General features: G+C 40.3%; 30 protein-coding genes. 14 read left to right on the forward strand and 16 right to left on the reverse strand.

The genetic code is table 11. The features are described from left to right. The coding region (locus JI65_RS17775) for a helix-turn-helix domain-containing protein (protein WP_191014894.1) at nt 1-164 on the reverse strand (164 nt) is incomplete at its 3' end. Nucleotides 165-193: 29 nt separating this feature from the next. Here JI65_RS17775 and JI65_RS07865 point away from each other — a divergent pair. After that, nucleotides 194-853, forward strand: coding sequence for a YidC/Oxa1 family membrane protein insertase (locus JI65_RS07865; protein WP_191014897.1), 660 nt, complete (start codon nt 194-196; stop codon nt 851-853). 37 nt (nt 854-890) lie between these two features. Here the strand turns inward: JI65_RS07865 and JI65_RS07870 are convergent, their stop codons facing one another. After that, entirely contained in the window at nt 891-1,640 is a 750-nt protein-coding gene (locus JI65_RS07870) for a nucleotidyltransferase family protein (protein WP_191014899.1), read from the reverse strand. Next, the gene (locus JI65_RS07875) at nt 1,637-2,827 is read right to left on the reverse strand and encodes a GHMP family kinase ATP-binding protein (protein ID WP_191014902.1); all 1,191 of its coding nucleotides are present in this window, start codon (nt 2,825-2,827) and stop codon (nt 1,637-1,639) included. The genes JI65_RS07870 and JI65_RS07875 overlap by 4 nt, the downstream gene beginning before the upstream one ends. Nucleotides 2,828-2,948: 121 nt before the next feature. On the opposite strand from JI65_RS07875, the gene JI65_RS07880 reads away from it, so the two are divergent. The 3 genes from JI65_RS07880 to JI65_RS07890 are packed head-to-tail and all read left to right on the forward strand — an operon-like array spanning nt 2,949 to nt 6,192. Beyond that, nucleotides 2,949-3,971 (forward strand): GDP-mannose 4,6-dehydratase, encoded by a 1,023-nt coding sequence (locus tag JI65_RS07880; protein WP_191014905.1) that lies wholly within the window; start codon nt 2,949-2,951, stop codon nt 3,969-3,971. Between the two features lie 2 nt (nt 3,972-3,973). After that, nucleotides 3,974-4,975, forward strand: coding sequence for a glycosyltransferase (locus JI65_RS07885; RefSeq protein WP_191014907.1), 1,002 nt, complete (start codon nt 3,974-3,976; stop codon nt 4,973-4,975). Nucleotides 4,976-5,001: 26 nt separating this feature from the next. Beyond that, on the forward strand, nt 5,002-6,192 hold the full coding sequence (locus JI65_RS07890; protein WP_191014910.1) for a nucleotide sugar dehydrogenase: 1,191 nt from the start codon (nt 5,002-5,004) through the stop codon (nt 6,190-6,192). A gap of 27 nt (nt 6,193-6,219) precedes the next feature. On the opposite strand, the gene JI65_RS07895 is transcribed toward JI65_RS07890, so the two are convergent. The 6 genes from JI65_RS07895 to JI65_RS07915 form a co-directional block, all read right to left on the reverse strand. Next, nucleotides 6,220-6,786, reverse strand: a complete 567-nt coding sequence (locus JI65_RS07895; protein ID WP_191014912.1) for an ANTAR domain-containing response regulator — start codon at nt 6,784-6,786, stop codon at nt 6,220-6,222. Nucleotides 6,787-6,790: 4 nt separating this feature from the next. Continuing rightward, nucleotides 6,791-8,002 carry a glutamine synthetase family protein gene (locus JI65_RS07900; RefSeq protein WP_191014915.1) on the reverse strand — a complete coding sequence of 404 codons (1,212 nt, stop codon included), beginning with the start codon at nt 8,000-8,002 and terminating at the stop codon, nt 6,791-6,793. 19 nt (nt 8,003-8,021) lie between these two features. Further along, on the reverse strand, nt 8,022-8,144 hold the full coding sequence (locus JI65_RS17650; RefSeq protein WP_340138431.1) for a hypothetical protein: 123 nt from the start codon (nt 8,142-8,144) through the stop codon (nt 8,022-8,024). A gap of 54 nt (nt 8,145-8,198) precedes the next feature. Next, the gene (asnB, locus tag JI65_RS07905) at nt 8,199-9,785 is read right to left on the reverse strand and encodes an asparagine synthase B (protein WP_340138432.1); all 1,587 of its coding nucleotides are present in this window, start codon (nt 9,783-9,785) and stop codon (nt 8,199-8,201) included. A gap of 476 nt (nt 9,786-10,261) precedes the next feature. Further along, nucleotides 10,262-11,992 carry an ammonium transporter gene (locus JI65_RS07910; protein WP_191014918.1) on the reverse strand — a complete coding sequence of 577 codons (1,731 nt, stop codon included), beginning with the start codon at nt 11,990-11,992 and terminating at the stop codon, nt 10,262-10,264. A gap of 213 nt (nt 11,993-12,205) precedes the next feature. Beyond that, complete coding sequence (locus tag JI65_RS07915; protein ID WP_191014922.1) at nt 12,206-13,072, reverse strand: AraC family transcriptional regulator; 867 nt, start codon at nt 13,070-13,072, stop codon at nt 12,206-12,208. Between the two features lie 200 nt (nt 13,073-13,272). On the opposite strand from JI65_RS07915, the gene JI65_RS07920 reads away from it, so the two are divergent. Both JI65_RS07920 and JI65_RS07925 read left to right on the forward strand, forming a co-directional pair. Further along, nucleotides 13,273-14,592, forward strand: a complete 1,320-nt coding sequence (locus JI65_RS07920) for an MATE family efflux transporter (RefSeq protein ID WP_277950593.1) — start codon at nt 13,273-13,275, stop codon at nt 14,590-14,592. 102 nt (nt 14,593-14,694) lie between these two features. Continuing rightward, entirely contained in the window at nt 14,695-15,207 is a 513-nt protein-coding gene (locus tag JI65_RS07925) for a LysM peptidoglycan-binding domain-containing protein (RefSeq protein ID WP_191014926.1), read from the forward strand. On the opposite strand, the gene JI65_RS07930 is transcribed toward JI65_RS07925, so the two are convergent. Further along, nucleotides 15,197-16,063 (reverse strand): LysR family transcriptional regulator, encoded by an 867-nt coding sequence (locus JI65_RS07930; RefSeq protein WP_191014929.1) that lies wholly within the window; start codon nt 16,061-16,063, stop codon nt 15,197-15,199. The genes JI65_RS07925 and JI65_RS07930 overlap by 11 nt on opposite strands. A gap of 190 nt (nt 16,064-16,253) precedes the next feature. On the opposite strand from JI65_RS07930, the gene JI65_RS07935 reads away from it, so the two are divergent. The 5 genes from JI65_RS07935 to JI65_RS07955 are packed head-to-tail and all read left to right on the forward strand — an operon-like array spanning nt 16,254 to nt 19,836. Next, the gene (locus JI65_RS07935; protein WP_340138433.1) at nt 16,254-17,012 is read left to right on the forward strand and encodes an ATP-binding cassette domain-containing protein; all 759 of its coding nucleotides are present in this window, start codon (nt 16,254-16,256) and stop codon (nt 17,010-17,012) included. 44 nt (nt 17,013-17,056) lie between these two features. Further along, nucleotides 17,057-17,836: a transporter substrate-binding domain-containing protein gene (locus JI65_RS07940; protein WP_191014931.1), complete on the forward strand. Its 780-nt coding sequence runs from the start codon at nt 17,057-17,059 to the stop codon at nt 17,834-17,836. A gap of 60 nt (nt 17,837-17,896) precedes the next feature. Beyond that, on the forward strand, nt 17,897-18,556 hold the full coding sequence (locus JI65_RS07945; RefSeq protein ID WP_191014934.1) for an amino acid ABC transporter permease: 660 nt from the start codon (nt 17,897-17,899) through the stop codon (nt 18,554-18,556). 2 nt (nt 18,557-18,558) lie between these two features. Then, on the forward strand, nt 18,559-19,200 hold the full coding sequence (locus JI65_RS07950; protein ID WP_191014937.1) for an amino acid ABC transporter permease: 642 nt from the start codon (nt 18,559-18,561) through the stop codon (nt 19,198-19,200). A 21-nt stretch (nt 19,201-19,221) separates the two neighbouring features. Next, nucleotides 19,222-19,836 (forward strand): cytidylate kinase-like family protein, encoded by a 615-nt coding sequence (locus tag JI65_RS07955; RefSeq protein WP_191014940.1) that lies wholly within the window; start codon nt 19,222-19,224, stop codon nt 19,834-19,836. An 81-nt stretch (nt 19,837-19,917) separates the two neighbouring features. Here the strand turns inward: JI65_RS07955 and JI65_RS07960 are convergent, their stop codons facing one another. Further along, nucleotides 19,918-20,790, reverse strand: a complete 873-nt coding sequence (locus JI65_RS07960) for a SecDF P1 head subdomain-containing protein (RefSeq protein WP_191014942.1) — start codon at nt 20,788-20,790, stop codon at nt 19,918-19,920. 79 nt (nt 20,791-20,869) lie between these two features. After that, nucleotides 20,870-21,448: a nitroreductase family protein gene (locus JI65_RS07965; protein ID WP_191014945.1), complete on the reverse strand. Its 579-nt coding sequence runs from the start codon at nt 21,446-21,448 to the stop codon at nt 20,870-20,872. 219 nt (nt 21,449-21,667) lie between these two features. Here JI65_RS07965 and JI65_RS07970 point away from each other — a divergent pair, with 219 nt between their 5' ends. Continuing rightward, nucleotides 21,668-22,060, forward strand: coding sequence for an AAA family ATPase (locus JI65_RS07970; protein ID WP_191014948.1), 393 nt, complete (start codon nt 21,668-21,670; stop codon nt 22,058-22,060). 1 nt (nt 22,061) lies between these two features. Further along, a complete protein-coding gene (locus JI65_RS07975) occupies nt 22,062-22,703 on the forward strand; it encodes a master DNA invertase Mpi family serine-type recombinase (RefSeq protein ID WP_191014950.1) in 642 nt (213 codons plus the stop codon). 37 nt (nt 22,704-22,740) lie between these two features. Here JI65_RS07975 and JI65_RS07980 read toward each other — a convergent pair whose 3' ends face one another. After that, on the reverse strand, nt 22,741-24,054 hold the full coding sequence (locus JI65_RS07980) for an LlaJI family restriction endonuclease (RefSeq protein WP_191014953.1): 1,314 nt from the start codon (nt 24,052-24,054) through the stop codon (nt 22,741-22,743). 81 nt (nt 24,055-24,135) lie between these two features. Continuing rightward, nucleotides 24,136-24,339 carry a hypothetical protein gene (locus tag JI65_RS07985; RefSeq protein WP_191014956.1) on the reverse strand — a complete coding sequence of 68 codons (204 nt, stop codon included), beginning with the start codon at nt 24,337-24,339 and terminating at the stop codon, nt 24,136-24,138. A gap of 175 nt (nt 24,340-24,514) precedes the next feature. Here JI65_RS07985 and JI65_RS07990 point away from each other — a divergent pair, with 175 nt between their 5' ends. Continuing rightward, complete coding sequence (locus tag JI65_RS07990) at nt 24,515-24,730, forward strand: hypothetical protein (protein WP_191014959.1); 216 nt, start codon at nt 24,515-24,517, stop codon at nt 24,728-24,730. 59 nt (nt 24,731-24,789) lie between these two features. Here the strand turns inward: JI65_RS07990 and JI65_RS07995 are convergent, their stop codons facing one another. Together JI65_RS07995 and JI65_RS08000 are read right to left on the reverse strand one after the other, a co-directional pair. Then, nucleotides 24,790-25,506 (reverse strand): hypothetical protein, encoded by a 717-nt coding sequence (locus tag JI65_RS07995; protein WP_191014962.1) that lies wholly within the window; start codon nt 25,504-25,506, stop codon nt 24,790-24,792. Continuing rightward, complete coding sequence (locus tag JI65_RS08000; protein WP_191014964.1) at nt 25,507-26,487, reverse strand: PD-(D/E)XK motif protein; 981 nt, start codon at nt 26,485-26,487, stop codon at nt 25,507-25,509. Nucleotide 26,488: the final 1 nt, after the last annotated feature.

The raw sequence follows: 26,488 nt of genomic DNA on the forward strand, positions 1-26,488 counted from the left end.
ATTTGAGTTGCATTCTGAAGCTTCGGATTTAAACACCAGTCGCGTACCGTATCTCTAGAAAGATTAAATTCTCTGGCAAGTTTTTTGTAGCCACAGATACCTTGCCTGTATTTTCCTACAACCAGTAACTTGAAGTCAATGCTGTACTTTTGATTATTCCCCATTTTTTACACCTCCGTGGGTGTCCTAGTTTATGGGGTCAGTTCAAATCTCAACGGGGGGGGAACTGCCGTATAGTATAAATCTTCTCCCGATTTTGATGACGCTCATCAATTTTGTTTCGGGAGTAATCTACCTTAAAAAAGCGCCGCTCAAAGAAAAAATCCAGCTCTACGCACTCGCGCTTGTGTTCCTTTTCATTCTTTACGACTCTCCATCGGGCCTTGTCTGCTACTGGATTCTGAACAACACATTCTCGCTTTTTAAAAATCTAGTAAATGCAAAGGTTAAAAATCCCCGTCGACTGGTTCACCTTGTGATTTCTGGGATTTTGTTGCTTGCAAGCATTTTTATCCTCGCAAAACCGAATTACGCACTCGCAAAAAGACTTGCACTTGTCGGATTTTCGATGCTTGTGGCATTTCTGCCGGTCTGCATGGGATTCGCGAGACGATTACTGAACAAGAGGGATTCTACAGAAGTTTCAACCTCACACCACGACAGCGGATTTTCGATTTTCATACTCTCCGCACTTGGTCTCGCTCTTCTTGCGGGATTTTTGCTTCCTTCGGGAATCATCGCCACAAGCCCGGTCGAGTTCAGTTTTGTGGGAAACACCGACTCTCCGCTCGTCGCCAGAAAGCAGAAGGAAGATCTGGCAAACCTTGCGGAATATGTAATAAGGAAAAAGTAAAGAAAGCATTAATTCCTGAAAAGATATAATTTTCTTTTCAGGTGAACAGTTTTTGAGCTTCCTCGAAGCTTTTCAAGTCGCCTATGTCATGTCGCTTGCCAGGCATCAGCCAGGCGTGGACAGGTCGCTTTGAGCAGAACCAGGAGATAAAGTCACCCGGAGCATCGGTACCGCAGATTAAAGAACCATCACTCTGGGGGGTACAGGCTTTTTTTATGTAGGGAAGATCTTCTTTCGTATAGATATAAAAAGGCGGAATAGCCCAGTTTGATTCAGGTTCACTGGGTTTTTCTTGCATTTTAATGACTCTCTCAGTCTCATCAATTATAGCAACACCCGTTTTCTGTAGTTTTACCTTTTCACTTTCAAAATGCCGCATTATACAGGCAGAGTTTTTATCTTTTTGATATGAAACAAAATCTCGTAAAGAAAAATCAAGAATGTTATCCCCTGCAAGAACCAAAATATCTTCACCTATATTGCATTCTTCTATTGCAAAAAGTATGTCCTTTACGGCTCCCAGCCTGTTTTCGTTTTCTGTAGAACCGTCATCAATCACCGTGATTTTTTTCTGAAAGGAGCGTGAATTTTTCCAGTTGTTAAACTGGTCAATAAACTTATGATTTGAAATGATTATATGCTCGTTAATTTCATCAAAAGAATCTATATCATCAATCAGCCTGTCCAAAATTGAGACAGAACCGACTTTCAAAAGCGGTTTTGGAAAATTTTCCGTAAGAGGATAAAGACGTGTCGCATAGCCAGCCGCTAAAATTATTGATTTCATAATCCCACTCCATCTGCAGTTTTGCAAAATACAATCGAGAATTTATTGCTCAAATCTGGAAATTTTGAAAGATACTCACTTCGTACAGTTTCTTTTATCGAATCCCTGAATTCAGGATTTATAATTGCCATTGCACAGCCATTAAAACCAGCACCGCTAAATCGTCCGCCGTAAACACCTTCTGTTTTCTCCAGAATCTCATGCAGGGCTTTTAACTCGTTACTTCCAGTCTCATATTTTTCAATTGAAGAACGACCACTTTCAAAAATTATTTTTCCGAATTCAGTTAAATTTCCATTTTGAAAAGCTCGTATACCTTTTTTTACACGTTCATTTTCACCATAAAAATGTTCTGCCCTCTTTGCCCATGTGTGCGGAAGTTGTTTTTTATACTGCTGATAAATTCCAAGCGGAACATCGCGCAAATATGAATCTGCAAATTTGCCATACTCAAGATGAGCAAAATCTTTAAGAGCGTAGCTTGCTGCCTTACATTCATCAACTCTCGTATTGTAGGCACTTCCCGCTAGCTTTCGTTCCACTCCAGAAAAAATTACGGCAATTTCAAAATCTGGCATATTTTCTGGAATCGGAATAAGTTTTGTGGAATCCGTTTTTGTATCAAGATACAGAAGATGATTTTTCTTGCAATAAACTTCACAACTTTGGTCAAGTTTTCCAACATTAACGCCAATATAATTTCGCTCTTCGTCAATGGCAAGATTTATCAGTTCAGGACTCGTAAGTTTTATTCCATTCACATTCGCGAAAGCTTTTAAATAAGTTAGAATTACGCTCGCGGATGACGAAAGACCGCCGCCAAGAATATCTCCTTTTAAAATTCCCTTGATTCCTTTTGTAATGCTATACGTTTTTTTCAAGGTTTTTATCGCGCCAAAAAGATAGTCAACCCAGGTGTACTGCCGTTCAAATTCATCATTGATGTTGCCAAAAGCATCACCGTCAAAATTTTCTGAATAGACTTCAATTTCGCCATCATCAGTAGAAAAAAAATCAAAAGTCGTGCCAATATCAAGCGCAAAACCCGTCACCAAACCAAGCTGATGGTCAACATGCGCCCCTAAAGGACAAACTCTATACGGACAGAATGAATGCAAAATTTCAATTGATTCATTTAAAGAATTTTTTTTGTTTTCAATAATAGATTCTACAAACTCTTTAGACATATATCGATTATATCATTACAATAAAACTTATGAAACTAAATATGTATTTCATACAGAAAACAAGTGCTATAATAAATGCTAATTGCTTAATCTAATTCAATTAACGAATCGAGGATAATTTATGAATATATCGTTAGAAAAAAAAACAATTCTTATAACAGGAGCAGCAGGTTTTATAGGTAGCTTTCTTTCAAAAAGATTGATTGAAGAATATCCGTCGTCAAAAATTATTGGACTTGACTGCATTACAGACTACTATGACACAAATCTAAAAGATGAGCGCCTTAAAATGCTTTCGGAAGCTGGCGGGAATTTTACATTTATAAAGGGGGATATTGCGGAAAAAAAATTTGTCGATAAACTTTTTTCAGATTATAGCCCACAAATCGTTGTAAACCTTGCTGCTCAGGCTGGAGTTCGTTATTCAATAACAAATCCAGAAAGTTACATTCATTCAAACATAATCGGCTTTTACAATATTCTTGAAGCATGCAGGGCTCATTCTGTGGAACATTTAGTTTATGCCTCATCTTCTAGCGTTTATGGCTCAAACAAAAAAGTTCCATATTCGACTGAAGACAAAGTTGACAATCCTGTTTCACTTTATGCTGCAACAAAAAAATCCAACGAACTTTTTGCACATGCTTATTCAAAATTGTACAAAATTCCTAGCACAGGCCTAAGATTTTTTACAGTTTACGGTCCAATGGGACGTCCTGACATGGCATACTTTAAATTCACGAACAAACTTGTAAACGGTGAACCGATTCAGATTTACAACATGGGCGACATGTACCGAGATTTTACCTTCGTTGATGACATCGTAACAGGAATCGTAAATGTGATGCAAAAAACGCCTTCCGAAACCGAAGACGGTGCTCCATACAAGATTTACAACATTGGTAATAATCATCCAGAAAGTCTTATGAAATTTGTCGAAACTTTGGAAAAATGTCTAATAAATGAGGGAATCATAAAAGAACCTGGCAAAAAAGAACTTTTGCCTATGCAACCTGGTGATGTATATCAAACGTATGCTGATGTTGCGGAATTGCAGAAAGATTTTGGTTTTAAGCCAAGTACTTCGCTCGAAACGGGGCTTTCTCTCTTTGCCAAGTGGTACAAAAAATATTACAATAAATAGCTATGAAATACGTTTACGTTCTTACATCAACACCAAAAGATTTATACTACGAACAGTGTCTCATGTCGGTCTGGTCTTTAAGACAAAAAATGGAGACTGCTGAAATTATAGTTTTGGTTGATAACAAGACTTTCTCGACATTCACTTCAGAAAATAAGCGTACTGAGCTTTTAAAATATGCAACACATGTTATGAGTATTGATTTTGACGACAGTGTAACAAATACAGAGCGAAGTCGGCTTATAAAAACTGCTATTCCAGATTATGTAAGTGGTTCTTTTTTATATATTGACTGCGACACAATCATATGTGAAGACTTGTCAGAAATTGAAAATGAACCGTTCCAAACAGCAGGAATTCTTGACGGACATTGTATGTTGGATGAGCACATTCATAAGCAATATTTTCTGCAACGCGATAAAAAACTTGGTTTTAACGGCACAAAAGCTGCAAATTGCAATATAAATGGTGGAATAATACTAGCAAAAGACGGTGATGAGTCAAAAGCACTTTTTAAGGCCTGGAACGAAGTATGGAAATATTCCGCTTACGAAAAGCATGATTTGCATGACCAAAGTGCGCTTAACGAGGCCAATTACCGAACTGGGTTAAAAATGGGGCATTTGGACGGAAAGTGGAATTGTCAGCCAAGTCATGGCGGACTGGCATTCTTAAAAAATGCAAAAATTATACATTACTACTCAAGTGAATTCAGCGGAAAGAACTATATTCCATATTATAAGCTGGCAGACAAGACTTTGCAGTATCGCATAAAAGAAATAGGAATAATTCCAGAAGATATTCAAAAAATGATTTTAGATCCCAAATTTCAGTTCAACGGAGTTCATTTGATAAACGACCAAAGAATTGTCAGCATAATGCAATCTCCTTTAACGTTCACATTGGCGGATATAAAACAAAAGTTTCCTTTGCTTTTTACTTTTATGGAAAAACAAATGGGCTTTTTACGCGGACTCGGAAAAAAACTGAAAGGAAAAAAATAGCGATATAGTTTGTAAGAGGGAAAAAAATGAAAATAGCTGTAGCAGGTACAGGATATGTAGGTCTTTCGAATGCAATTCTTTTGGCACAACACAATGAAGTTCATGCCGTTGATGTAATCCAGGCAAAAGTTGATTTAATTAACTCAAAAAAATCTCCAATAATTGACAAGGAAATTGAAGAATATCTTGCAACAAAAAAATTGAATCTAATCGCAACTACAGACGGAGCATCGGCTTACAAAGATGCTGATTTTATCATCATATCTACTCCAACAAATTACGATCCAGAAAAAAATTATTTTGACACTTCAAGTATTGATTCAGTAATGAAAATCGTAAAAGAGTGTGGCAGTAAAGCTACCGTTGTAATAAAATCAACGGTTCCAGTTGGATATACGGAAAACTTACGAAAAGAAACTGGCTACAAAAACATGATTTTTAGTCCAGAATTTTTACGCGAAGGTCATGCGCTTTACGACAACCTCTACCCGAGCCGAATTGTAGTGAGTTATCCAAAAGATGATGAAAGCTTAAAAGAAAAAGCTATACTGTTTTCAAAACTCTTAAAGGATGCAGCGTTAAGACCTGCTTCAGAGATTTCTGTACTTCATCCGCATTGCACGGAAGCCGAAGCAATCAAACTTTTTGCAAACACTTTTCTTGCATTACGCGTAGCATACTTCAATGAATTAGATACGTATGCAGCAATTCGCGGTCTAAACACAAAACAAATTATTCAAGGAATTTGTCTGGACCCAAGAATCGGAGATTTTTACAACAACCCATCATTTGGCTATGGTGGATACTGTCTTCCTAAAGATACAAAGCAGCTTTTGGCAAACTACAATGATGTTCCACAGAATCTTATTCGTGCAATAGTCGATTCAAATTCAACTCGCAAAGATTTTATTGCAGACCAAATTATTGCACAAAAACCTCAAGTTGTAGGTGTCTACCGGCTTACAATGAAAGCAAATAGCGATAATTTTAGACAAAGTTCTATTCAAGGTGTTATGAAGAGAATAAAAGCAAAAGGAATTACAGTTGTTATTTACGAACCGACTTATAAAGACGACGAATTCTTTCATTCGCGCCTTGTTCGCGACTTGACAGAATTTAAAAAAATAAGCGACGTAATCCTTGCAAACCGTCTTTCTGACGACTTGCAAGACTGTAGGGATAAAGTTTACACGAGGGATTTATTCGCAAGGGATTAACCCTCCCTCCCCCACGCCTCCGCGTGCCTATGAAAGTCTTTTTATCACTTCCTCGGCAACGGAGGTTCGTTTTTGACCAGAATCCATGGATTTTTTTTCTAGATAACGGTGGGCTTCCTGCTCTGACAAGCCTTGCTTTTCAATGAGAAGAAATTTTGCGCGGTTAACGAGGCGGATTTCTTCCATTTTGCTTTTGAGTTTTATGGTTTGGCTTGTAAGAGCACGAATTTTGTTTTTTACGGCAATGGCGACTTTCATCATATTGTAAAAATAGAATGGCTCAAACGGTTTTGAAATCGTAAGGATTCCGTAACTTTCCACGCGATATGAAATTTCGTCAAACTTTTCGCTTGAAACTACAAGCAAAAGGACTGCATCGGTTTCGCAGATATTTATCGAAAAATCCGTGCCAGAACCGTCTGCCGAATCAATGATAATAAAATCGAACGACCGCATTTCTGCCATTCTGCCAGCTTCATAAAAATTGTCAGCTACAGTCAGATTAAAAATCGGTGCGATTAAAAACGCCTTGATTTGAGAAACTATTTTGCTGTCATCAGAAACTAAAAGTACGCTGTGGCTTTCCTGGTTCATTTTTTTACACTTCTATTTCACCTAAAACTGATTTTACGAAATCGCTTTTTCTTGCGATTGCCTTTGCTTCTTCGAGTGATTGCGGAAGCGTTCTTAAATTGAGCTTTGAAGCAATCTTGTTGTCAAAAAGATTCTCTTCCGTTGAGGCCGGTGCAGTGATTTTGTTTTTGATTCCTTCGATTGCCGCGTTTATCAGGAGCGCAATTGCAATGTACGGATTGCACATCGGGTCTGGGGAGCGCACTTCTAGCCGGGTTCCGCTTTTTGAGGCCGGGAGTCGAATCATTGCGGAGCGGTTTTCTTTTCCCCACGAAATGTATTTTGGGGCTTTTGAAGAGCCTAACCGAATGTAAGAATTTTCCACAGGATTCAAAAAACACGTAATTTCTTCTATATAATTGTAGATTCCGCCAAGAATGTACGGAAGAAGATTTTCGTCTCCCCCGCTCTCTTTTGCGCCGTTTGCAAGTCGATAAGAAAGATTTATGTGCATTCCGTTTCCAGCTTCGCCAGCAAGTGGCTTTGGCGAGAAGTCTGCGTACAGTCCGTTCGAGGCGGCTTTTGTGTTTACAATCCACTTGAATGTGGCAACGTTGTCTGCGGCTGTTAATGCGTCTGAATACATAAAGTCAATTTCGTTCTGGCCAGGGCCTTCTTCGTGGTGGCTTGCTTCCGGGGTAATTCCCATTTGTTCGAGCGTAAAGCAGATGTCTCGGCGGATATTCTCTCCGTGGTCTTCAGGCGCAATGTCCATGTAAGAAGCGGTGTCAAACGGCTCTTTTGTCGGCTTTCCTTTTTCGTCCAGACAAAAAAGATAGAACTCAATTTCCGTGCCGATTATAAGCTCGATTCCGCATTCGTCTTTTAGGCGCTTGCAAGATTTTTTTAGGAGCGTCCTGCAATCTTTTGAATATGGTTTTCCATCGGAATCCTGAATGTCGCAGAACATTCGAACGACTTTTCCGGTCATCGGTCTCCACGGGATAATTGCAAGAGTGCTAGGGTCAGGGAAAAGAAAGAGGTCTGATTTTTCAGGTCCCTCAAATCCGCGGACAGCTGATGCGTCAAAGGCGATTCCTTCCCTGAATGCCCGCTCAAGTTCGCTCGGCATAATCGAAATGTTTTTTTGTTTGCCCGCAACATCAAAATATGCCAGACGAATAAATTTTACGTCCTCTTCCTGAATAAAATCCAAAACTTCACTTTGAGTATACATTGCTAACCTCGTCTATAATTTAGTATGCCTTATCGTGCACGCCAGAAATTGCTCGTCCGCTCGGCTCGTCCATGTTCTTCCATGCGGCATCCCACTCAAGGGCTTTTGCTGTGCTGCAAGCGACTCCTGCTTCGTGTGGCACGCATTTTGCGGCACTGTCGCTTGGAAAAAGTCGGCTGTAGATTTCGCGGTAATACTATTCTTCTTTTGTTTTTGGCGGATTTACCGGGAAGCGGTTTGCTCGGCGGGCAAATTCGCTGTCGCTCACTTTTTCCTCCGTCATCTTTTTGAGAGTGTCAATCCAGTTGTAGCCAACGCCGTCGCTGAACTGTTCTTTTTGTCGCCAGCAGATTGATTCTGGGAGTATGTCTTCAAAAGCTTTGCGCAAAATCCATTTTTCAATTCGCTGTTTTGAATCAAGCTTGATGCACATTTTGTCTGTCGGATTCAGGCCCATCGCAATATCAATGAATTCTTTGTCGAGAAACGGGACTCGTCCTTCAACGCCCCATGCCATAAGACTTTTGTTCGCACGAAGACAATCGTACAAATGAAGTTTGCTCATTTTTCGCACAAGTTCTTCGTGAAATTCTTTAGAATTCGGTGCCTTGTGGAAATACAAATATCCGCCAAAAAGCTCGTCGCTTCCCTCGCCCGAAAGTACCATTTTAATACCCATTGATTTTATGACGCGTGCCAAAAGATACATTGGCGTGCTCGCACGGACGGTGGTAATATCGTAAGTTTCAATGTGATAAATAACGTCTGGGAGCGCGTCCAAAGCTTCTTGAATCGTAAAGTGAACTTCGTGGTGCACTGTCCCGATAAAATCTGCGGCTTTTTGTGCGGCGATTAAGTCCGGGCTGCCTTCCAAGCCAACTGCAAAACTGTGCAATCGTGGCCACCATGCGCTTTCTTTTCCGTCAGTTTCGATTCGCTTTTTGCTGAATTTTTGCGTAATTGCCGCAATTATCGAAGAATCAAGTCCGCCTGAAAGCAAAACGCCATACGGTACGTCGCTCATAAGCTGAGCTTTTACGGCTGCTTCAAGCCCGTTACGAACTTTTTCGATTACGCTTGGATTTATGATTTCGCCTTTTTCGTCTGTGGCCTTTGGAGAATTTTTTACGTTGTCGTAAGATTCCCAGTCACGTTTGTACCAACGGATTGTTTTTGGCGCAACATCCGCCCCGCTCCACAAATAACTTCCGTTCGGGAATTCTTCGATTGTAACGCAGTCGCCTTCCAGGGCTTTGAGTTCGCTTGCAACAAAATAACGTCCGGCTTTGTCCCAGCCTTGGTAAAGCGGAATTACGCCGATTTCGTCGCGGGCAATAAGATAGCAGTCCCGCTCGGAGTCGTAAAGCGCGAAGGCAAAAATGCCGGAAAGTTTTTCAATCATTTCTGCAAAGTCGCCGCCTTTTGCAACACATTCTTTGTAAAGCGGAATGATTACTTCGCAGTCGCTTCCGGTGCGGAAATTGTATTTTTCTTTGAATTCTTCACGAAGGATTTTGTGGTTATAGATTTCGCCGTTTGCGGCAAGAATGATTTTTCCGTCATCGCTTACGAGCGGCTGTTTTCCAGAAAGCGGGTCAACAATAGAAAGGCGTTCATGGCTCAGAATCGCGTTTTTGCCAGTATAAACACCGCTCCAGTCCGGCCCACGATGCCGAATGCGTTTGCTCATCTCCAAAACCTGGGTGCGAAGCTCATCTTTTAATCCGTCCGCAATTGGTTTTCCGCCAGAACTCAAATCAAAACAACCTACAAATCCACACATAAATGCCTCCAAAAGTTCCAGACTGTTAAAAGTTCATGGATTTTGCATTATAAACTAGCAAATTTTTAGTCTATGCTATACGTAATCCATGCAGTAAAACTGGCTGGAATTAAAAAAAAAGAGGTCGTAGACAAAACCCCTGAAAATCTCAAGGATTCTATCTACGACCTCTTTGCCGTTGATGTTTTTATACCCCAACGGCACTTTTTTGTCAATAAGTTTGCTTTAATTGCTACAGAAAGTCCGTCCTGCAAGTAGACTTTCACTTTTGACACAGACGAACAGAGATTAACACGGCTCTCCTTGCCGCCGTATTTTGCGAACACCAGAAAAGTGCCCCAAACAGAGCGACAGTTTTTCGCTAGAAAAACTGTCGGGAAACGCACAAGTCAACTCAAAATCTTAGAACCAACTCGTGGCGTTTACGGAAACGCACAAGCCAACTTAAAATTAAAAGCAACGTGTGGCGTTTCCTTTTAATCCTGCAATGCGTCGTAGCCTTCTTCACCGGTTCGAACTTTGATTACGTTGTCAACGTCATACACAAAAATCTTTCCGTCGCCAATGTGACCGGTGTAAAGAACTTCTTTGGCCGCATGGATTACCAAGTCAACCGGAACTTCAGAAACGACTGTATCAATCTTGATTTTTGGAAGAAGAGTCATTTCAACTTGAGTTCCTCGGTAGAACTCGCCCTGACCATGCTGAACTCCGCAACCTAAAACATTCGTTACAGTCATGCCGGTTACGCCAATGTCGTTCAAAGCGGCTTTAAGTTCGTCAAATTTTGTCTGACGAGTAATAATAACAACTTTGTGGAATTTTGCATCTGGTTTTGAAGAAGGAACTGTCTTAACAGGAATCGCTTCTTCTTCAGGAACTTTAAATCCTGCCTTTTCTGCAGCACGAATTTCTGCGCTTGAATAATGCTGACTCAAAGCAAATCCTGCGTAACCAGATTCAAGACCATGCTCAAGCTTATCAAGACCAATGATTTCTTCTTCTGCGCTAACTCTAAGTCCGTTAAGTTTTTTGATTACTGCAAAGACAATCGTAATCGTAACGACAGTCCACAAAATAATTACTGCCATTCCGCCAAACTGCTTAAAAAGCTGCTCAAATCCACCTCCGTAGAAGACACCTTCTTTGATTCCTGCAAGTTTGAATCCCGGAGCAGATTCTGTAGCAAAAAGACCGACTGCGATTGTTCCCCAAATTCCATTCATCATGTGAACTGCAACAGCACCGACCGGGTCGTCAATGTGAAGTTTGTAGTCCAAGAGCCAAACGCCGAACACAACGAGCAAACCTGCCACTACGCCAATAATTGCGGCACCAGCACAATCCGTTACGTCACAAGGAGCTGTAATTGCCACCAAGCCGGCAAGCGAAGCGTTCAAACACATTGAAACATCAGGTTTTCCGTATTTAATCCAAGTAAAAACCATCGTAGTTACTGTGGCTACCGCTGGTGCAACAGTCGTAGTCAAGAAAACAGAACCGAGGGTTGGAACGTCTGTAGCAGCCGCACCGTTGAATCCGTACCAGCCGAGCCACAAGATGAATACACCAAGCGCACCGATTGTAAGGTTGTGTCCTGGAAAAGCGTGAACTTTTACGATTTTGCCGTTCCCGTCTCGCTTGAATTTTCCGATTCGTGGTCCGACCATCGCGGCTCCAATCAAAGCACAAATACCGCCAACCATGTGAATACAAGCAGAACCTGCGTAGTCGTGGAATCCCCAAGCCGTTAAAAATCCGCCGCCCCAAGTCCAGTGAGCTTCAATCGGATAGATAATTCCAGATATGATTGCTGAATAAATACAATATGAACTGAATTTCGTTCGTTCTGCCATTGCGCCAGAAACGATTGTTGCCGTTGTGGCACAGAAGACTAAGTTAAAAACGAAATTCGAAAAATCGAAGGTCGCATAGCTCGTGAATACTGAAAAACCAGGTTTTCCGAGCACGCTCCAGATGCCCTTGCTCACTTCGCCAGTCACCGGGTCTGTAAAAGTAAGCATCAACGAGCTACCAATCAAAAACCACATGACCGTACCGATGCAGAAGTCCATCAGGTTCTTCATGATGATGTTGCCTGCGTTTTTTGCACGTGTAAAGCCTGTTTCCACCATTGCAAATCCCGCCTGCATCCAGAAAACTAATGCAGCGCCTATTAAAAACCAAACCGACCACAAATCTTGCATCTTTTGCCTCCGAAAAAAAAAGGCGACAAAATCGAACACCGTGCACTGTGCCGACTTCATCGCCGAATATAAAAAAAGGTCGCAAAGCGTTTGCTCTGCGACCTCGTTGCCGTTTGATGAATAGATTTATACTACAAAGAAAAACTTGTGTCAACAGTCCGTGTTGCAAATTTGATTATGTCGAATGTCGAGTTTTGAAACTCAACATTGAACCTATAACTTTCCAGCCGATGGGTTCCGTCTGAAATCCCGCGGCGACATTCCGGTGCGTTTTTTGAATGTGTCTCCAAAATAGTTCGCGTCAGGAAATCCGCATTCAATGGCAATCTCCGTTATCGTTAAGTCACCGCTCGTAAGCATGTTTATCGCATGCTGCATTCTGATGTTCGTCAGGTATTCTTTAAATCCAAATCCGGTCACTTCCCTAAACTTTTTTGAAAAGTAAGTCTCGCTCATCCCTGCTATGGAACTTGCTTCCTTTAGCGTAATTTCCTCGGAATAGTGCTCGAATATGTGCTTGGCAGCATCCTGAATATTTGCCTCGGTCTCGTTCATCAACTTTTCTTCAGACAAACCGCTTCCGTTTCGCGCCAAGCAAACGAACAGCTCCGAAAGAAGTGTTTTTTTTGCCGCTTCCGAAAATTTGTCGTTGATTTTATCTTCAAAAAGCAAGTTTTCAAAAATCACCTCTAGCCGCTCTCTAGACTGACCGTTAAAAATCACCTTGCCCATGCACAAAGATTCTTCAAGTGTCTTCATTCCGACAATTTGGCCCATTCCATCAATAAATTTTGGAGTAAAACTCACCGTCGTTCTTTCAACCGGGATTTTTTCGTCGTACTGCGTTCGGTGCAACGTGGATGGGGGCAAAATAACCATTTCGCCCGGCGAGACCGTAAAAAGGCTGTGTCCAACAAACATTCTGCAATTTCCCATCGTAACATAAAAAATCTCATAATACGGATGATAATGAGCGCTGGTCATGGATTTGTTGCGCACTTCTTTTTGAATCATAAATTCCATAGCCCTGTCACGGTAGTGTCCGTCCCGCTTTCCGTCGTATATCGTCTGCTCTGCCATTTTCCCTCACAAGTCGATTGCTTGCACTCAGTTTTGAACAATCATAAAAAATCAGTAGTTTATTCAGTATAAACACAAAAAAATACGTATTTCTACATATTTTTTCTAGTTTATACTTTTTTTGTAGGTCAAGAAAATGAAAGCACAATTGTCAAAAAAAGACGAAAAATTACAGAGAATTCGCCCTTAACGGGCGCATGATGAAGGTGATTCTCTACGTTTGCGCCCCGCTAGCGCTCTACCAAAGTCTAACCCAAGTCTTCAAGGTTTTCGACACCATGATGGCTTCGCACATAAGTTCAACCGCAGTCTCTTCAGTGGCTTACATCAGCCAGATTCAGATAATGCTCTCGGCGCTCGGAAGCGGGCTTGCCGTTGGAGCGAGCATAAAAGTAAGCGAAGCTTACGGTGCCGGCGATTTTGAATTGGTCCGAAGAAGAGTTTCAACAATGGCCGCCTTGTGCGCAATTCTCGGTCTTGGAGTTTTGCTCGCCCTTCTTCCTTTTTCGAGAAGCTTTCTTGAATTTATGAACACGCCAGAAGAATTCTTGGAAATCGGAATTCCTTACTTTAGGATTGAGCTTGTCGCTTTGGTCGTCACATTTTTCAACAACATCTACATAGCAATTGAACGTGCTCGAGGAAATTCCAAGAGAATCCTCTGGATGAACATGGGAATCGTAATCACAAAGCTCAGCCTTACCGCGGTCTTTATCTACATTTTCCACTGGGGCGTAACTTCAATCGCAATCGCAACTCTCGTTTCGCAATTGACGGTTCTTGCCACGGCTGCCGTGAACATGTCAAAAAAAGACAATCTTTTCAGTTTTTCGGCAAAAGCAGTTTCATTCAAAAAACAAACCGTCATGCCAATGGTGAATCTTTCAGTGCCTGTCATAATCGAAAAAGCAGCCTTTGCAATGGGAAAAGTAATCGTAAATTCCATGTGCACGGTTTACGGTTCACAAACCGTGGGTGCTCTTGGCATATCGAACAACATTGGCGGAATTACGACTATGCCGCAGTCGGGATTTCAGGAAGGCGGAAGTGCCGTCATAAGCCAGAACCGCGGGGCCGGAAAATACGAAAGAACGCTTTTGGCCTTTAAGTGCGAACTTGTCTGCAATATTTTGATTGGTGCCGTTTTGATGGCCGTAACTTTACTGGGACTTGAATATATTTCCAGATTCTTTGCAGGCGACGATGATTCTTTTAACGAAATGATAAAAACCATTTACCGTTACGAAGCTTGGGGGGCGATTCCGCTCGGCGTAAATGCGTCAGTCCTTTCGTTAATGTACGGTTTTGGAAAAACAAAAGTGACTCTTTTTATGAATTTCTGCAGAATCTTCCTTTTTAGGGTTCCAGTGCTTGTTTTACTTCGTGCGTTCACAAATTACGGAAGCGAAAGCGCAGGAATCGTCATGGGCGTGAGCAATATTTTGAGCGGAGTCTTAGCTATTATTTTGGGGATAATCACATTCGTGCAAATAAAATTCGAGTTTTTGGAGATTCAATAATTTTTTCATGCACTTTTTATTTGTTACCGTAAAATTAGTATATGAATGCTCTATTAAATGTTCTTAAAATTTATATACTTGTTTTTGGAGGAAAAAAATTACATGAAAAAAAATTTGGTTGTTCTTTTTGCAATAATTGCTTCTGTATTAGCTGTTTCTTGTGCAAACACAAAACTTGCCGAAAACGTGGAGGCAACTTCAAAAGAACAGGAACAAGTAAACAAACAATTTGAAAAAGTATATTCTTCGTACCAGAAAAACTTAATTCTTGACAATGCAGAGACTTATAAAGTTGTTTACGGTGACAAACTCACTTCCATTGCAAAAAAATTCTATGGCGAAGACAACGGTTACTATTTTCCGCTGATTATGCTTGCTTCAAACAAAGTCGTTCTTGATCCAGATTTGCTTTTGCCAGGAATGGAATTAACCGTTCCGAGCTTTGAAGCAAACGTAAAAAATCCTGAAGTTGCGACTTCCTTAAAATCGTACTTTAAGGAAATTGCAGATATTTACAAAGAAAAGAAGACTGCAACTGCACCAAAAACACACGAAAATCTGCTTTTGATTTCGGAACAGCTTGGAGCAACTACAGCAGAAACCGTTACTGAATAAAATCAGACTTTAGGATATTTATAAAATTCTTTGCGACCACCGGAAGCTCATAATCTTTTTTCCAGATTACTGCGATTCCGGTGTTTTTTTCTTCCGCAAGTTTTTTTACCAGAACTTCCGACGGATTTACGCTTTTTACGGCACTCTCAGGAAGAATCGCAACGCCAAAATCCTGTTTTACAAGCTCAAGTCCGTTGTTCATCGGAGAGAAGGCACAAATTATTTTTGCAAACAATTTATTTTCTAAAAACCAGCCCTCAATTTCTTCAACGCGCTGGGCGGGAACCAAAAGCTCAACGTTCGACAATTCCGCGAGGCTGATTTTTTCGCCGGTTTTCTGAGAGAAAATATGATTTTTGCTAAAAAAAGCTGCCCAGTTTTCATCCAACAAATGAATCGAACTGAATTTTTCAGAATCAACTGGCTCCCGCACAATGGCAATGTCCACCAGCCCTTTTTCAAGTCGCTCCGTAACATCGTTTGAATTTGCAGACCAAATATTGTATTTTACGGCAGAGTGATTTTTTTTGAATTTATTTATCCATTCAGGAAGATAATTTGCGCTCACGCTTTCTATTACGCCAATAAAAAGCGTCCCAGAAATTTCTGTACTCATTTCCCGAATCTGGCGCTCAGTTTTTTCCACAAGTTTTAAAATCTGCTCCACCTGCTGTTTTAAAAATCTGCCTTCATCAGTTATGTGAAGCCGTTTTTTTTCTCTTACAAAAAGTTTTACGCCAAGTTCTTCCTCAAGATTTTGAATTTGCCGCGTCAAATGAGGCTGTGCAACGTTCAGTTCTTTTGAAGATTGTGTTATATTTTCCTTCTCGGCAACCTTCAAAAAGTTTTTCATCATACGAAAATCCATCATAGTTCAAACTTTGCCCTCAGTTTTGTATTAAGTTCATACTTATAAAGTATAAAGTTTTTGATTTTTTTTGTAAAACTGTATTGTAGCTTTTTTGTTTTGAGAATAAATTAACCACATCAGCAAAGGAGCTGGCCTAAAAAATGGTCAGCTCCTTTTTTTATGCTCGGAGGTTTGAATGGTCAAAGAAAAAACGATGATTGAAATGCAAAACTTAACGATGAAGTACGGCGATTTGACCGTTCTGAACGATATTTCCCTAAAAATCGCGGAGGGAAGCAAAACTGTAATCATCGGGCCGAGCGGTGCCGGAAAATCCACACTTCTCCGCTGCATCAATCTTTTTGAAAAACCGTATTCGGGTTCTGTCACTGTAAATGGTCAAGTTCTTACGAATCAGAAGGCAAAAGTTCTTTACAAAGCCCGGCAGGACATTGGCATGGTTTTTCAGAGTTTTAATCTTTACAGCCACAAGACTGTTTTGGAAAACCTGATTTTTGCCCCGCTTCTTTTAAAACACGAACCAAAGGCGGAACTTGTTGAAAGAGCGATGCAAAATCTTGAAAAAGTCGGTCTTGCCGCAAAAAAAGATTCATTTCCGAGTCAGCTGAGCGGTGGTCAGCAGCAGCGTGTTGCCATTGCCCGCGCGCTTACGATGAAACCAAAAGTGATTCTTTTTGACGAGCCAACGAGCGCGCTTGACCCCGAAATGATTAGCGAGGTTCTGGGAATCATGGAAGAAGTTGCAAAAGAGAACATCACCATGGTTTTCGTCACCCACGAAATGGGTTTTGCGCGTCACATTGCCGACAGGCTACTTTTTCTTGAAGGCGGCCACATAATCGAGGATGACACGCCAGAAAACGTAATTGGAAATCCGAAGAACGAACGGACTCGTATGTTCTTCAGTAAAATATTGGGCGTTTCTAAAAACTAAAAACTTTGGAACGCCAAAAAACAAAATAAATTGGAGGCAAATTTATGAAAAAAACTTTGGTAAAATTTCTTTGTGCAAGTCTCATGGTTTTGTCGGCAAGTTCCGCATTCGCGGCAAAAAGTGATTTGAACAAAATCAAAAAAGCCGGCGTTTTAAAAGTCGGTTGCAAAGAAGACGTTCCGGGTTACGGATATTTAAATCCTGCGACAAACCAGCACGAAGGTCTTGAAATTGAAATTGCAAAAGCGGTTTCAAAGAAAATCTTCGGAAAAGAGTCCGTTAAATTCACCGGCGTAACAGCAAAAACCAGAGGCCCTCTAGTTGACACAGGTGAAATTGATATGGTTGCCGCAACATTCACCGTTACTGATGAGCGACGAAAGCTCTGGGATTTTTCTACGATTTACATGCAGGATCCAATTGCCATTATGGTAAAAAAGGCTTCCGGATTCAATTCTTTTAAGGATTTGAACGGAAAGACAGTCGGAGTTTCTCAGGCTTCTACAACTAAGAAAACTTTGACGGCCGAGGCAAAAAAAGCTGGAATTACGCTCAAGTTCAACGATTATGCAACTTACGCAGAAATAAAATCTGCTCTCGATTCAGGCCGAATCGACGCGTTCTCGGTTGACTCTTCGATTCTTGCAGGCTACATGGAAGATTCCGTAATGCTTATGAGCGAGCGATATTCTCCGCAGAACTACGGAATTGCTGTCAAAAAAGGAAACAAAGAGCTTCTCGCAGTCATAAACGCAACAATTGACGAAATGGAAAAATCTGGAGAGATGGCAAAAATCAAGGCAAAATTCAACCTTGATAAATAAGTTCAAAATAATATGTAATTGGATTTGTGGGGGGCGAAAGCCCCTTTTTTGGAGAAAGGTATGTTCGATATTGATAGATGGCTGCTTCTTTTTTCTGACTGGCGTGTTTTTGCGGGAGGATTTTTAATCACAATCGCAATTTCTCTGGTGAGCCTTGTCCTTACGCTTCTCATTTCGCTTTTTGTGGGAATAGTCCGTTGCACACAGAATACGACTGCAAAAAATATTGCGTTGGCTTACATAAACTTCTTTCAGAATACTCCGCTCATAGTGCAGCTTCTGTTCATGTACAACGTACTTCCACGAATCGGAATCATGCTTAGCCCGTTTTTATGCGGTTGCATAGGACTTTCGCTTTACACCGGAGCATTTGGAGCCAGCGTTTTTGAATCCGCAATAAAAGCAATTCCAAAAGGTCAAAACGAAGCGGCTTTAAGCCAGGGAATGAGCTACATTCAATCTCTTTTTTATATAATTTTGCCCCAGGCCGTAAAAATCGCGATTCCGCCAATGACAAACCAGTGCGTGAACATGATTAAGAATTCCGCGACGCTGACAGTCGTTACCGCAGGCGAGCTTATGTACTGCGCGGACGGGTGGGCTGCCGATTACGGATGCTACACACAAAGCTTTATCATTTCGGCTCTGCTTTATTTGATTCTCTGCCTGCCCCTTTCAAAATGGTCAGAAGCTCTTGAGAAAAAACTTGTAAGGGGTTAAAAATGTCAAGCACAGAATTTCTTTCAGCTACAACAGCTTTGTTCCTCCTTCGGGGACTTGCCACAACGCTTTTGATTGCAGTCTGCACGATTGTACTGAGTTTTTTAATAGGCGCCATTCTTGGAGTCTCAAAATTTTCAGGGAAAGGACTGGCTGCAAAAATTTCTTCTATATATATAGACATTGCCAGAAATCTTCCCTTGATTCTGATGATTATCGCATTTCGCTTTACACTCCCCTTGCCGACCATCGCAAGTTCAATAACCGCCCTAACATTTTTGAACTGCGCGCTGGTAGCAGAAATAATCCGCAGCGGCATGGCATCAATTCCAAAGGGGCAATGGGAAGCCGCATATTCGCAAGGTTTTAGTTACACAGGAACGTTGATTCACGTGGTGATTCCGCAGGCTGTAAAAAGAATCAGAAAGCCGCTCGTCGGACAGTTCGTAACGATTTTAAAAGACACATCGCTGTGTGCGGTAGTCGCCGTGCACGAACTTATGTATTCAGGGCAAATTATTATGGGAAAATACGTAAAATCTTCATATATTATCGCTCTTTATGCCTTAATAGCCGTCGTCTATTTTTGTATCAATTCCTTGCTGCTTTACGTTTCAAAAAAAGTTGTAAAGGAAATAGTCTGAGCACAATAAAAGGGGAAAAATATGAGCAAATTTGTAATCACCATAGGAAGAGAATTCGGATGCAATGCCAGCGAAGTTGGCAGAAAGCTAGCGTCAAAACTGAACGTAAAATTTTACGAAAAAGAACTTGTGGAACGCGCCGCAAAAATCGCAGGAATCGACGAATCCTCGGCATACGACATTGACAGAAAAAAATCAGAAAAAGATTTGATAAAATATTACATAAATGAATTTGATTACGGAACGACAAATGCCTACTACAAAAGCGAAGCCGTCGCGGCACAAGCGTATGTTATCCGTGATATTGCGAACACAGAAACTTGCGTTATGTTCGGTCGCTGCTCCGATCATTTTCTTGCCGATTACGAGAACGTTCTGAACATTTTTCTTTACGCGCCATTTTCTTTTAGGCGACAGCATGTTTCGAGCGCATACAACCTGCCTTTTAAGAATGCGGAAAAACTCATAAAGAAAGTCGATTTTCTGCGTCAAAAATGGTACAAATTCGTTACAGGACAAAGCCGCGAAGAATTAACCGCCCGCCACATGATGATTAACATGGAGAAATTTTCAGTTGACGAGGCCGTGGAAATGATTCTTTTTGCCGCAAAACTAAAATTCGAAAGTCTAAAATAAACTCAATTTTTTTAGAGCCTGTGTTGCCCGCAAGTTCATTGATTAATGCCACCCCGAATTCATTTCGGGGGCTCTCTTTCGCTACCGCAAAGTTAAAATCTCTGAGGTATTAGGATTCACAACGACTTCCCCAACATAAAAAATCGAGTCATTTTGCAATTCAAAATAAACATTTACAGTCGGAATATGATAATAGACGTGATTTAACATGCGGGAATAAACGTCTCCCTCGGATTCAACACGAACCGTGCAGTTTTTATAATCCCTGAGCAAAACTTCTCTGTATTTTTTAACATATTTCAAAGAATCTGGCGCCACGTATTTTTCAAAATCATCAGTGTCGTTCAAAAGACTGTAGAAGAAATTCATGCAAACCTGATTAAAATCCTTTAAATCGGTTTCGTCGTAACTCGTAATCTTGGTTTCGGGACCAATCTTTTGTAAGTTCGCCGGATACTCGATTTTGTCTTTGCAATCAAATGCTTCCGCCACATGATAAACCGTGTTTCTGCTAAGATTTCCGATTTGAAGCCTGCCACCGACAATCGGAGTGCAAAGCTGCGCAGTAAAAATAACAAAACCGTTTACGTCCATTGCAATGCTGTTTCCAACATTATTTTGGGTAAAGGTTGCAAAACGATCTGCGGCATCAGCCGAAAAATTGATATAAACACATGGTAAACCCGTTATCTCCTCAACAGAAAAATCAATCGAGTCAACATCACAACCAGAAATTGCAAGTCCGTTTCTCTCGGCAAAAACAGTTTTGTTTCCTGTAAAAAAGTCGCTAAAAAAAGTGAACGGCTCACAGTCCGCTGGCCATCTTTCTTTGCTCATGCCCGTTTCATAAGGCACTGAACTTACGACTCTGAACGTGATTACAGAAGAATCAATTTGGGCAAACACACTCGCCGCCAACAAAAATACAATAAGGCAAATAAAATTTTTTTTCATTTTTCTCATTCAAAAATACTCATTAAAAACTCTCCCAGACTTTTGACACGGCTTATTGAGGTAAGCTCAAATCTTGAGACTAGTTCAATAAAACCTGCTCCAAAGCGCGTTTTGGAACATAATGAACATCATTTTCATCACGATAGTAGGCGGTGCTTCCTTCTTTTTTGGCTTCCACAAGAACAATTTTTTCATCCGGGCGGCCAACGGCAAGAATCAATTGAACTTCAACATTCTGAGGCAATGAAAGCGCTTCCTTTACTTTGTCCTTGTTAAAATTCCCTATGCAACAGCCGCCAAGCCCCTGCTCGCTCGCAGCCAGAAGAATTGTTTGCGCAACGATTCCCACATCTTTCTGAAAAGTTCCCGTGTTCGGCGAAATAGACAGATCCTGGCAAATAACAATAAAGGCTGTCGGCTCTTTTCCCGGATGCGGAAGATGCATGTCTTTTAAGGCCGCCGCCCACTTTGAGAGAGACAGCACCGTTTTTACATCTTCGTCAGAAAAAGCCAGATAATATTTTAAAGGCTGAATATTCATGCTTGAAGCCGTAAGCCTAGCACAATCCACAAAATCCCTGAGCTGACTTTCAGTAACTTTGTAACTTGAATCGAATCCTCTAAAACTACGAGTTTTTTGTACCAACTCTCTTATCATAATTTTTCTCCTCAAAATTAAAAATTCAAAACCGCAAGCGGACTAGTATATTGAATGTCAAATAAGTGCCATGCTGATTATTCGCCATGCCAGTCAAAAAGATTATAACATAAAAACAACAAGACCACGATTTTTTCGATTTTTCTAAACAATACAACAAACAAAACGCCCACTTCTTTTTATGAGCCAGTCGTACTATAATGAGAATAGAGGCAGAACATGGGAATCTACTTAAATCCGAACAACGACAATTTTACAGAAATCACGAGCAACGAAATCTACGTTGACAAGACAATGATGATAAGCGCGCTCAACAGAATAATGAAAGTGAACAACAAGTATGTCTGCGTCTCGCGCCCGCGCCGATTCGGAAAGACGATTGCCGGCAACATGCTCTCGGCGTACTTTTCAAAAGGGGTTGATTCAAGAGAGCTTTTCGCGCCGTACAAAATCAGCCGCGACCCAAGTTTTGAGAGCAACCTGAACAAGATGAACGTCATCCAGATTGACATGAACAGTGAATTCAAGAACGAGTTGGACAAAGAGAACCTTCTGAACAACTTGCAAGATAGAATTGTTTCTGAGTTCATCGAACAGTTCGTGAAGGATTAAAATGACATACGGATACATTCGAGTCAGCACAAACAAACAGACAGTGGAAAACCAGCGCTTTGAAATCCTTGAGTTTTGCAAAAAGCAGAACATTACAGTTGACTCGTGGATTGAAGAAACTATAAGCGGAACTGTTGAACCAAAAAAGCGGGAACTCGGAAAACTTCTCGAGTGCGTTAAAAAAGACGACCTTATAATCTGCTCGGAACTTTCTCGCCTCGGACGAAGCCTTTTTATGATTATGTCAGTTTTGAACATTCTGATGGAAAAAGGCGCGCGCGTCTGGACAATAAAAGACAATTACAGACTCGGCGACGACATTCAGAGCAAAGTCCTTGCGTTCGCCTTCGGACTGAGCGCAGAAATCGAGCGGAACCTTATAAGCCAGCGCACAAAAGAAGCTCTCGCCCTAAGAAAAAACGAAGGCAAAAAACTCGGTCGTCCAGTCGGTTCAACCAGCAAAAAAAGCAAACTTGACGGCGCAGAACTTGAAGTGAGCGTAATGCTACTAGCAGGGATAAGCGTGAACCAAATGGCAAAACTGTACGGCACCCACAGAAAAACCGTAAAGCTTTTCATCAGCAAAAACCAGCTCGACACAGGCGCAAACCTAGCGGGACTCAGGGAACTGATGCGGGGGTAACGTGGGGGAAGGCATAGAGCCCCGCAAGGCCCTGCTTTTAGGTATTTCCAATAACATTTGCAAGTTGACTTATCATATCCTTGTCGTGGGGAATGTGACGGTACATAAGGGTGCGGACATCCAAAAGAATACCGTAGATTTTGTGATAAGGTTTTTCGGCTACGTCTGAGTTTTGCGGAAACACATAATCAGCCGAAACATAACCGATGTTTTGAGGAGCAAGATTTTCTGCCGGCATGATGAATGCATTATATATAGAAGAATCTGAAATATTTTCACCTACGCTGTCTGGAAGTTTGCTTCGGTTTTTAGGATTATCGATATATTCTGCATACGCAAGCTGTTTTACCACACTGCCACTGTCCGGTAGATGATTTGGATTTTTTGTGGCTCCGTAACGGTAATATTTTGAATCCAAGACAAATATTTTCTGGTTCGATTTTCCGCGGTCTGTAATCATAATTGTGTCCGGGCGCAGGGAACTTCGTTTTTCTGAATCAGGCTCAAAAGCTTTTGAACTCCCATTAAGGCGCCAGTAGACTTTCGGATAAAACTTTTCCTTGTCTTTTTCTCCGTAAACAGAATCTACCAGCTGCTCCCAGATGTGATGAAAATTATTCGTGCCGTAGATAAAATCTTTTTTTTCGCTGGAATTATCAAGATAGTTAATCATATCAAGCATATTCTTAAAAAGCAAAAGTTCCTTTTCGTTAAAAGTTGAAGCGATTTTGGATTTTATGACAGAACAAAAAAGTGATTTGTTGAAAGACAGCGAAGATTTTTGCGGGTTGTACGAACTAAAAAGAAATCCCAATTTTTGAAAGCTTTCGTAAACACAATATTTGTGAATCAAAGTCAAAAGAGCGTTTTCATTGTGAAGATTTTTCTGAGTGATAAATTCTAAGTAAACAGGACTTTCGTCTGCAATCTGAGGGCGCAGTTGTTTTATTGTACGGCTCCAGTTGATTTTTCCGCTTGTGCCACGTTTGTAAATCTGCTCTTTCTTTTGGTAGTAACCGTGATTCAAAAAATCGCTGATGATAAAAAGATAGGCATGAACTGGGAATTCCACATTTTGCTGTTTTGAGCGGAAATCGTTTCTGACAAGTTCAGCCTCCGGGATTCCAAAAGAAGAAAGCACGCTGATTAAATTCAGAATGTCCAGCCTAATTTGCTTTTCGTCACTTTTATCCGGCTCTTTATATCCCACAGGAAAATGAATTGAAAGCTTTCCGTCAATAAATCGTAATCCAACAAATTTATCAACCTGCCCTGATTCTTCATCCCGGGAAGAATTTTCAAAGTAAACGCAGTGAGAAAAAAGTGATGTTTGATTTTTGTATGAAGCCATCCTACTTGCCATAGATTATATGAGAATTAAGCCAATTTTTTATATCATCTTTATCCAGTTTTCCAGAAGCAATATTAAAAATCACTTTGCAAGTTCCTTGTACGCTTCAATATTTTGATTAATTAGAGAGTCTGAAACAGAAAAAAGTTTTTCATCAGAAACAGTAGAAAACTGCTTTTCGTCGTCCAAGACAGTAATAATTACTTTTTTTCCATTGTAATTTTCAAGAGTATAATCATCTGTTAAAACTGTATTTCCCTGAATTATTCCTGTAGTTGCGTACATTTTCCTTGCCTCCTAAAAAAAGTATACTACAATACTGCAAATTTGTCGTCATGTATTATTTAACCAAGAGGTATTATTCAGCATGAGCGACTGTTGATTTGTCCACGGATTGAAGTTTTTCCCCTAACCTGCACTCATCAGTGAATACAGAAAATCCTTCTGCAAGGAAAGTTTTGTGCAGTTCTTCAAAGTTCTTTATATCACCAGCAAAAAAAGCAAACTTGACGGCGCAGAACGTGAAGTGAGCGTAATGCTACTTGCAGGGATAAGCGTGAACAAAATGGCAAGACTGTACGGCACCCACCGAAAAACCGTAAAACTTTTCATCAGCAAAAACCGGCTCGACACAGGCGCAAACTTAGCGGAACTCATGGAACTGATGCGGGGGTAATGAGGGGGAAAGACATAGAGCCCCGCAAGGCCCTTGGAAAAGTAGTCTTTATTGATAAATCACTCGAATTTTAAACTTTTTACCAAAATAGACCAATCTTTATAACTCATATTCGGATATTCATCTTGATAAAAATTTTGTGCAAGTTGAATCGCTTCCAATGTGTGCAAAGTCTCACCAGACATCAGAGGCTTTAATCTATTCAATAATTTCCTATCCGTAATTTTATAAAGTTTATCAGTGGAGGAACTTTGACTCGAAGAATCTGCTTTAAACTCATCTGTATCGTTTCCTTCAAAAATAAAGAAAGTATCAATATTCTCAAAAAAACTTATTATGTCTGTTCTTTTAAATAGGACAAGTTTATCCCCATTTGTCAGTTCTTTTTTTAGAAATGAATTTTTCTCAACCTGATTCTGCCATGACTGCCGTGAATAAAACGATACATTATCCTGTACATTTAATCTTTTTTTAACAATATAGAAATCCCAGCAAACATACACATCATTTTCATCGTCGTAGCCTAAAAAGATAAAGGGGATATCCGATTGTTTTATAAAATCAAATTCTTCGCGATGAGGAAGCTGCGCTCGGTTCACGTCAGGTCTGTTTTTAAAATATGCGGAAGAAATATTTTTGATATAAACGAAAAAGTTTTTTGAATTAAACAGAATTTTAAAAGGTTGGACTCCAGAAATAAATGAAAACTTTCCATTTTTATCCATTTCATGCGTAAATAATGAAAGTAATTTCTCACCAGCAATTTTTCCGTTCATTTACAAACTCCTGAACAAAGTATGGTTAGACAGGTGCAATGTATATTTTTCAATAAATGGTACATTAGATAAATTAGAGGAAAAGCGAACATCAGAAATTTCAGCGGGTATATTTTCAGCATCGATTTTTGGAATCAATTCCACGTTATAAAATTTTAGTTCGTCCACCGCCAGTTTGTAGTCATAGAAAAAGTTAAAAGCGGTTTCCAGTTCATTCCCTAAAGTCTGGAAAATCATCGAGTCAAAAAGTGCCTGAACTTGTATATCGTTTATCCGAGATAAAATATGTTCCCTTAAATCATTTATACTTTTGCCTATTCCTGTTTGATGTGCAAAAACTGATGCAATGACAAGTTTTGAATTTTTATTTGGATTTAGTTGTTCCAGAGCGAAACTATGGATTCTTTCTGTTTTTGATGTGCTTTTGACTTCTATTTTGTCGGTTCCGTCATCAAAGTCAAATTTGCTGCTTGGCGAACTGTGCCATGCTTTTATCAGATATTCAGGATTTGCAGACTGTTCAATAACCAATAGTTCAGCCCACAACCCTTGAATTGTTTTTACAGCTGGTTTTGACATGCAACTGAACAATTTTATGATTTTGTCGATTTCTGTTTTTAATTGTGATGATGTTGGATTTTGAGGAATGTTTTGCAACATTAAGTACATAACTTCCAAAAAATAGTTCTGAAAATCATAATTATCTGAATTCAATATTATTATTGAGCATGTTTTTAAGAATTCTTTATTTGCATCATCGATTATTTTACAGTTTTTATTGAACAAAACAGAAATATATTCCAACTCTGAATCTGCGATTGCACTTTCAAATTCAGAATCAATAAGAAACATTGGGGTTTTCTCTTCGGATATTCCCAAGAAAAATTTATCAGAAGCAATAATCTTAGTGACAGGTGTAAAACCATTCTTTGTTGAGTCTTTGTTTTGTAATTCCGAATACAATTCGCATATTCTTTTCATA

This window comes from Treponema zioleckii, from assembly GCF_014737315.1.
Classification (GTDB): Bacteria; Spirochaetota; Spirochaetia; order Treponematales; family Treponemataceae; genus Treponema_D; species Treponema_D zioleckii.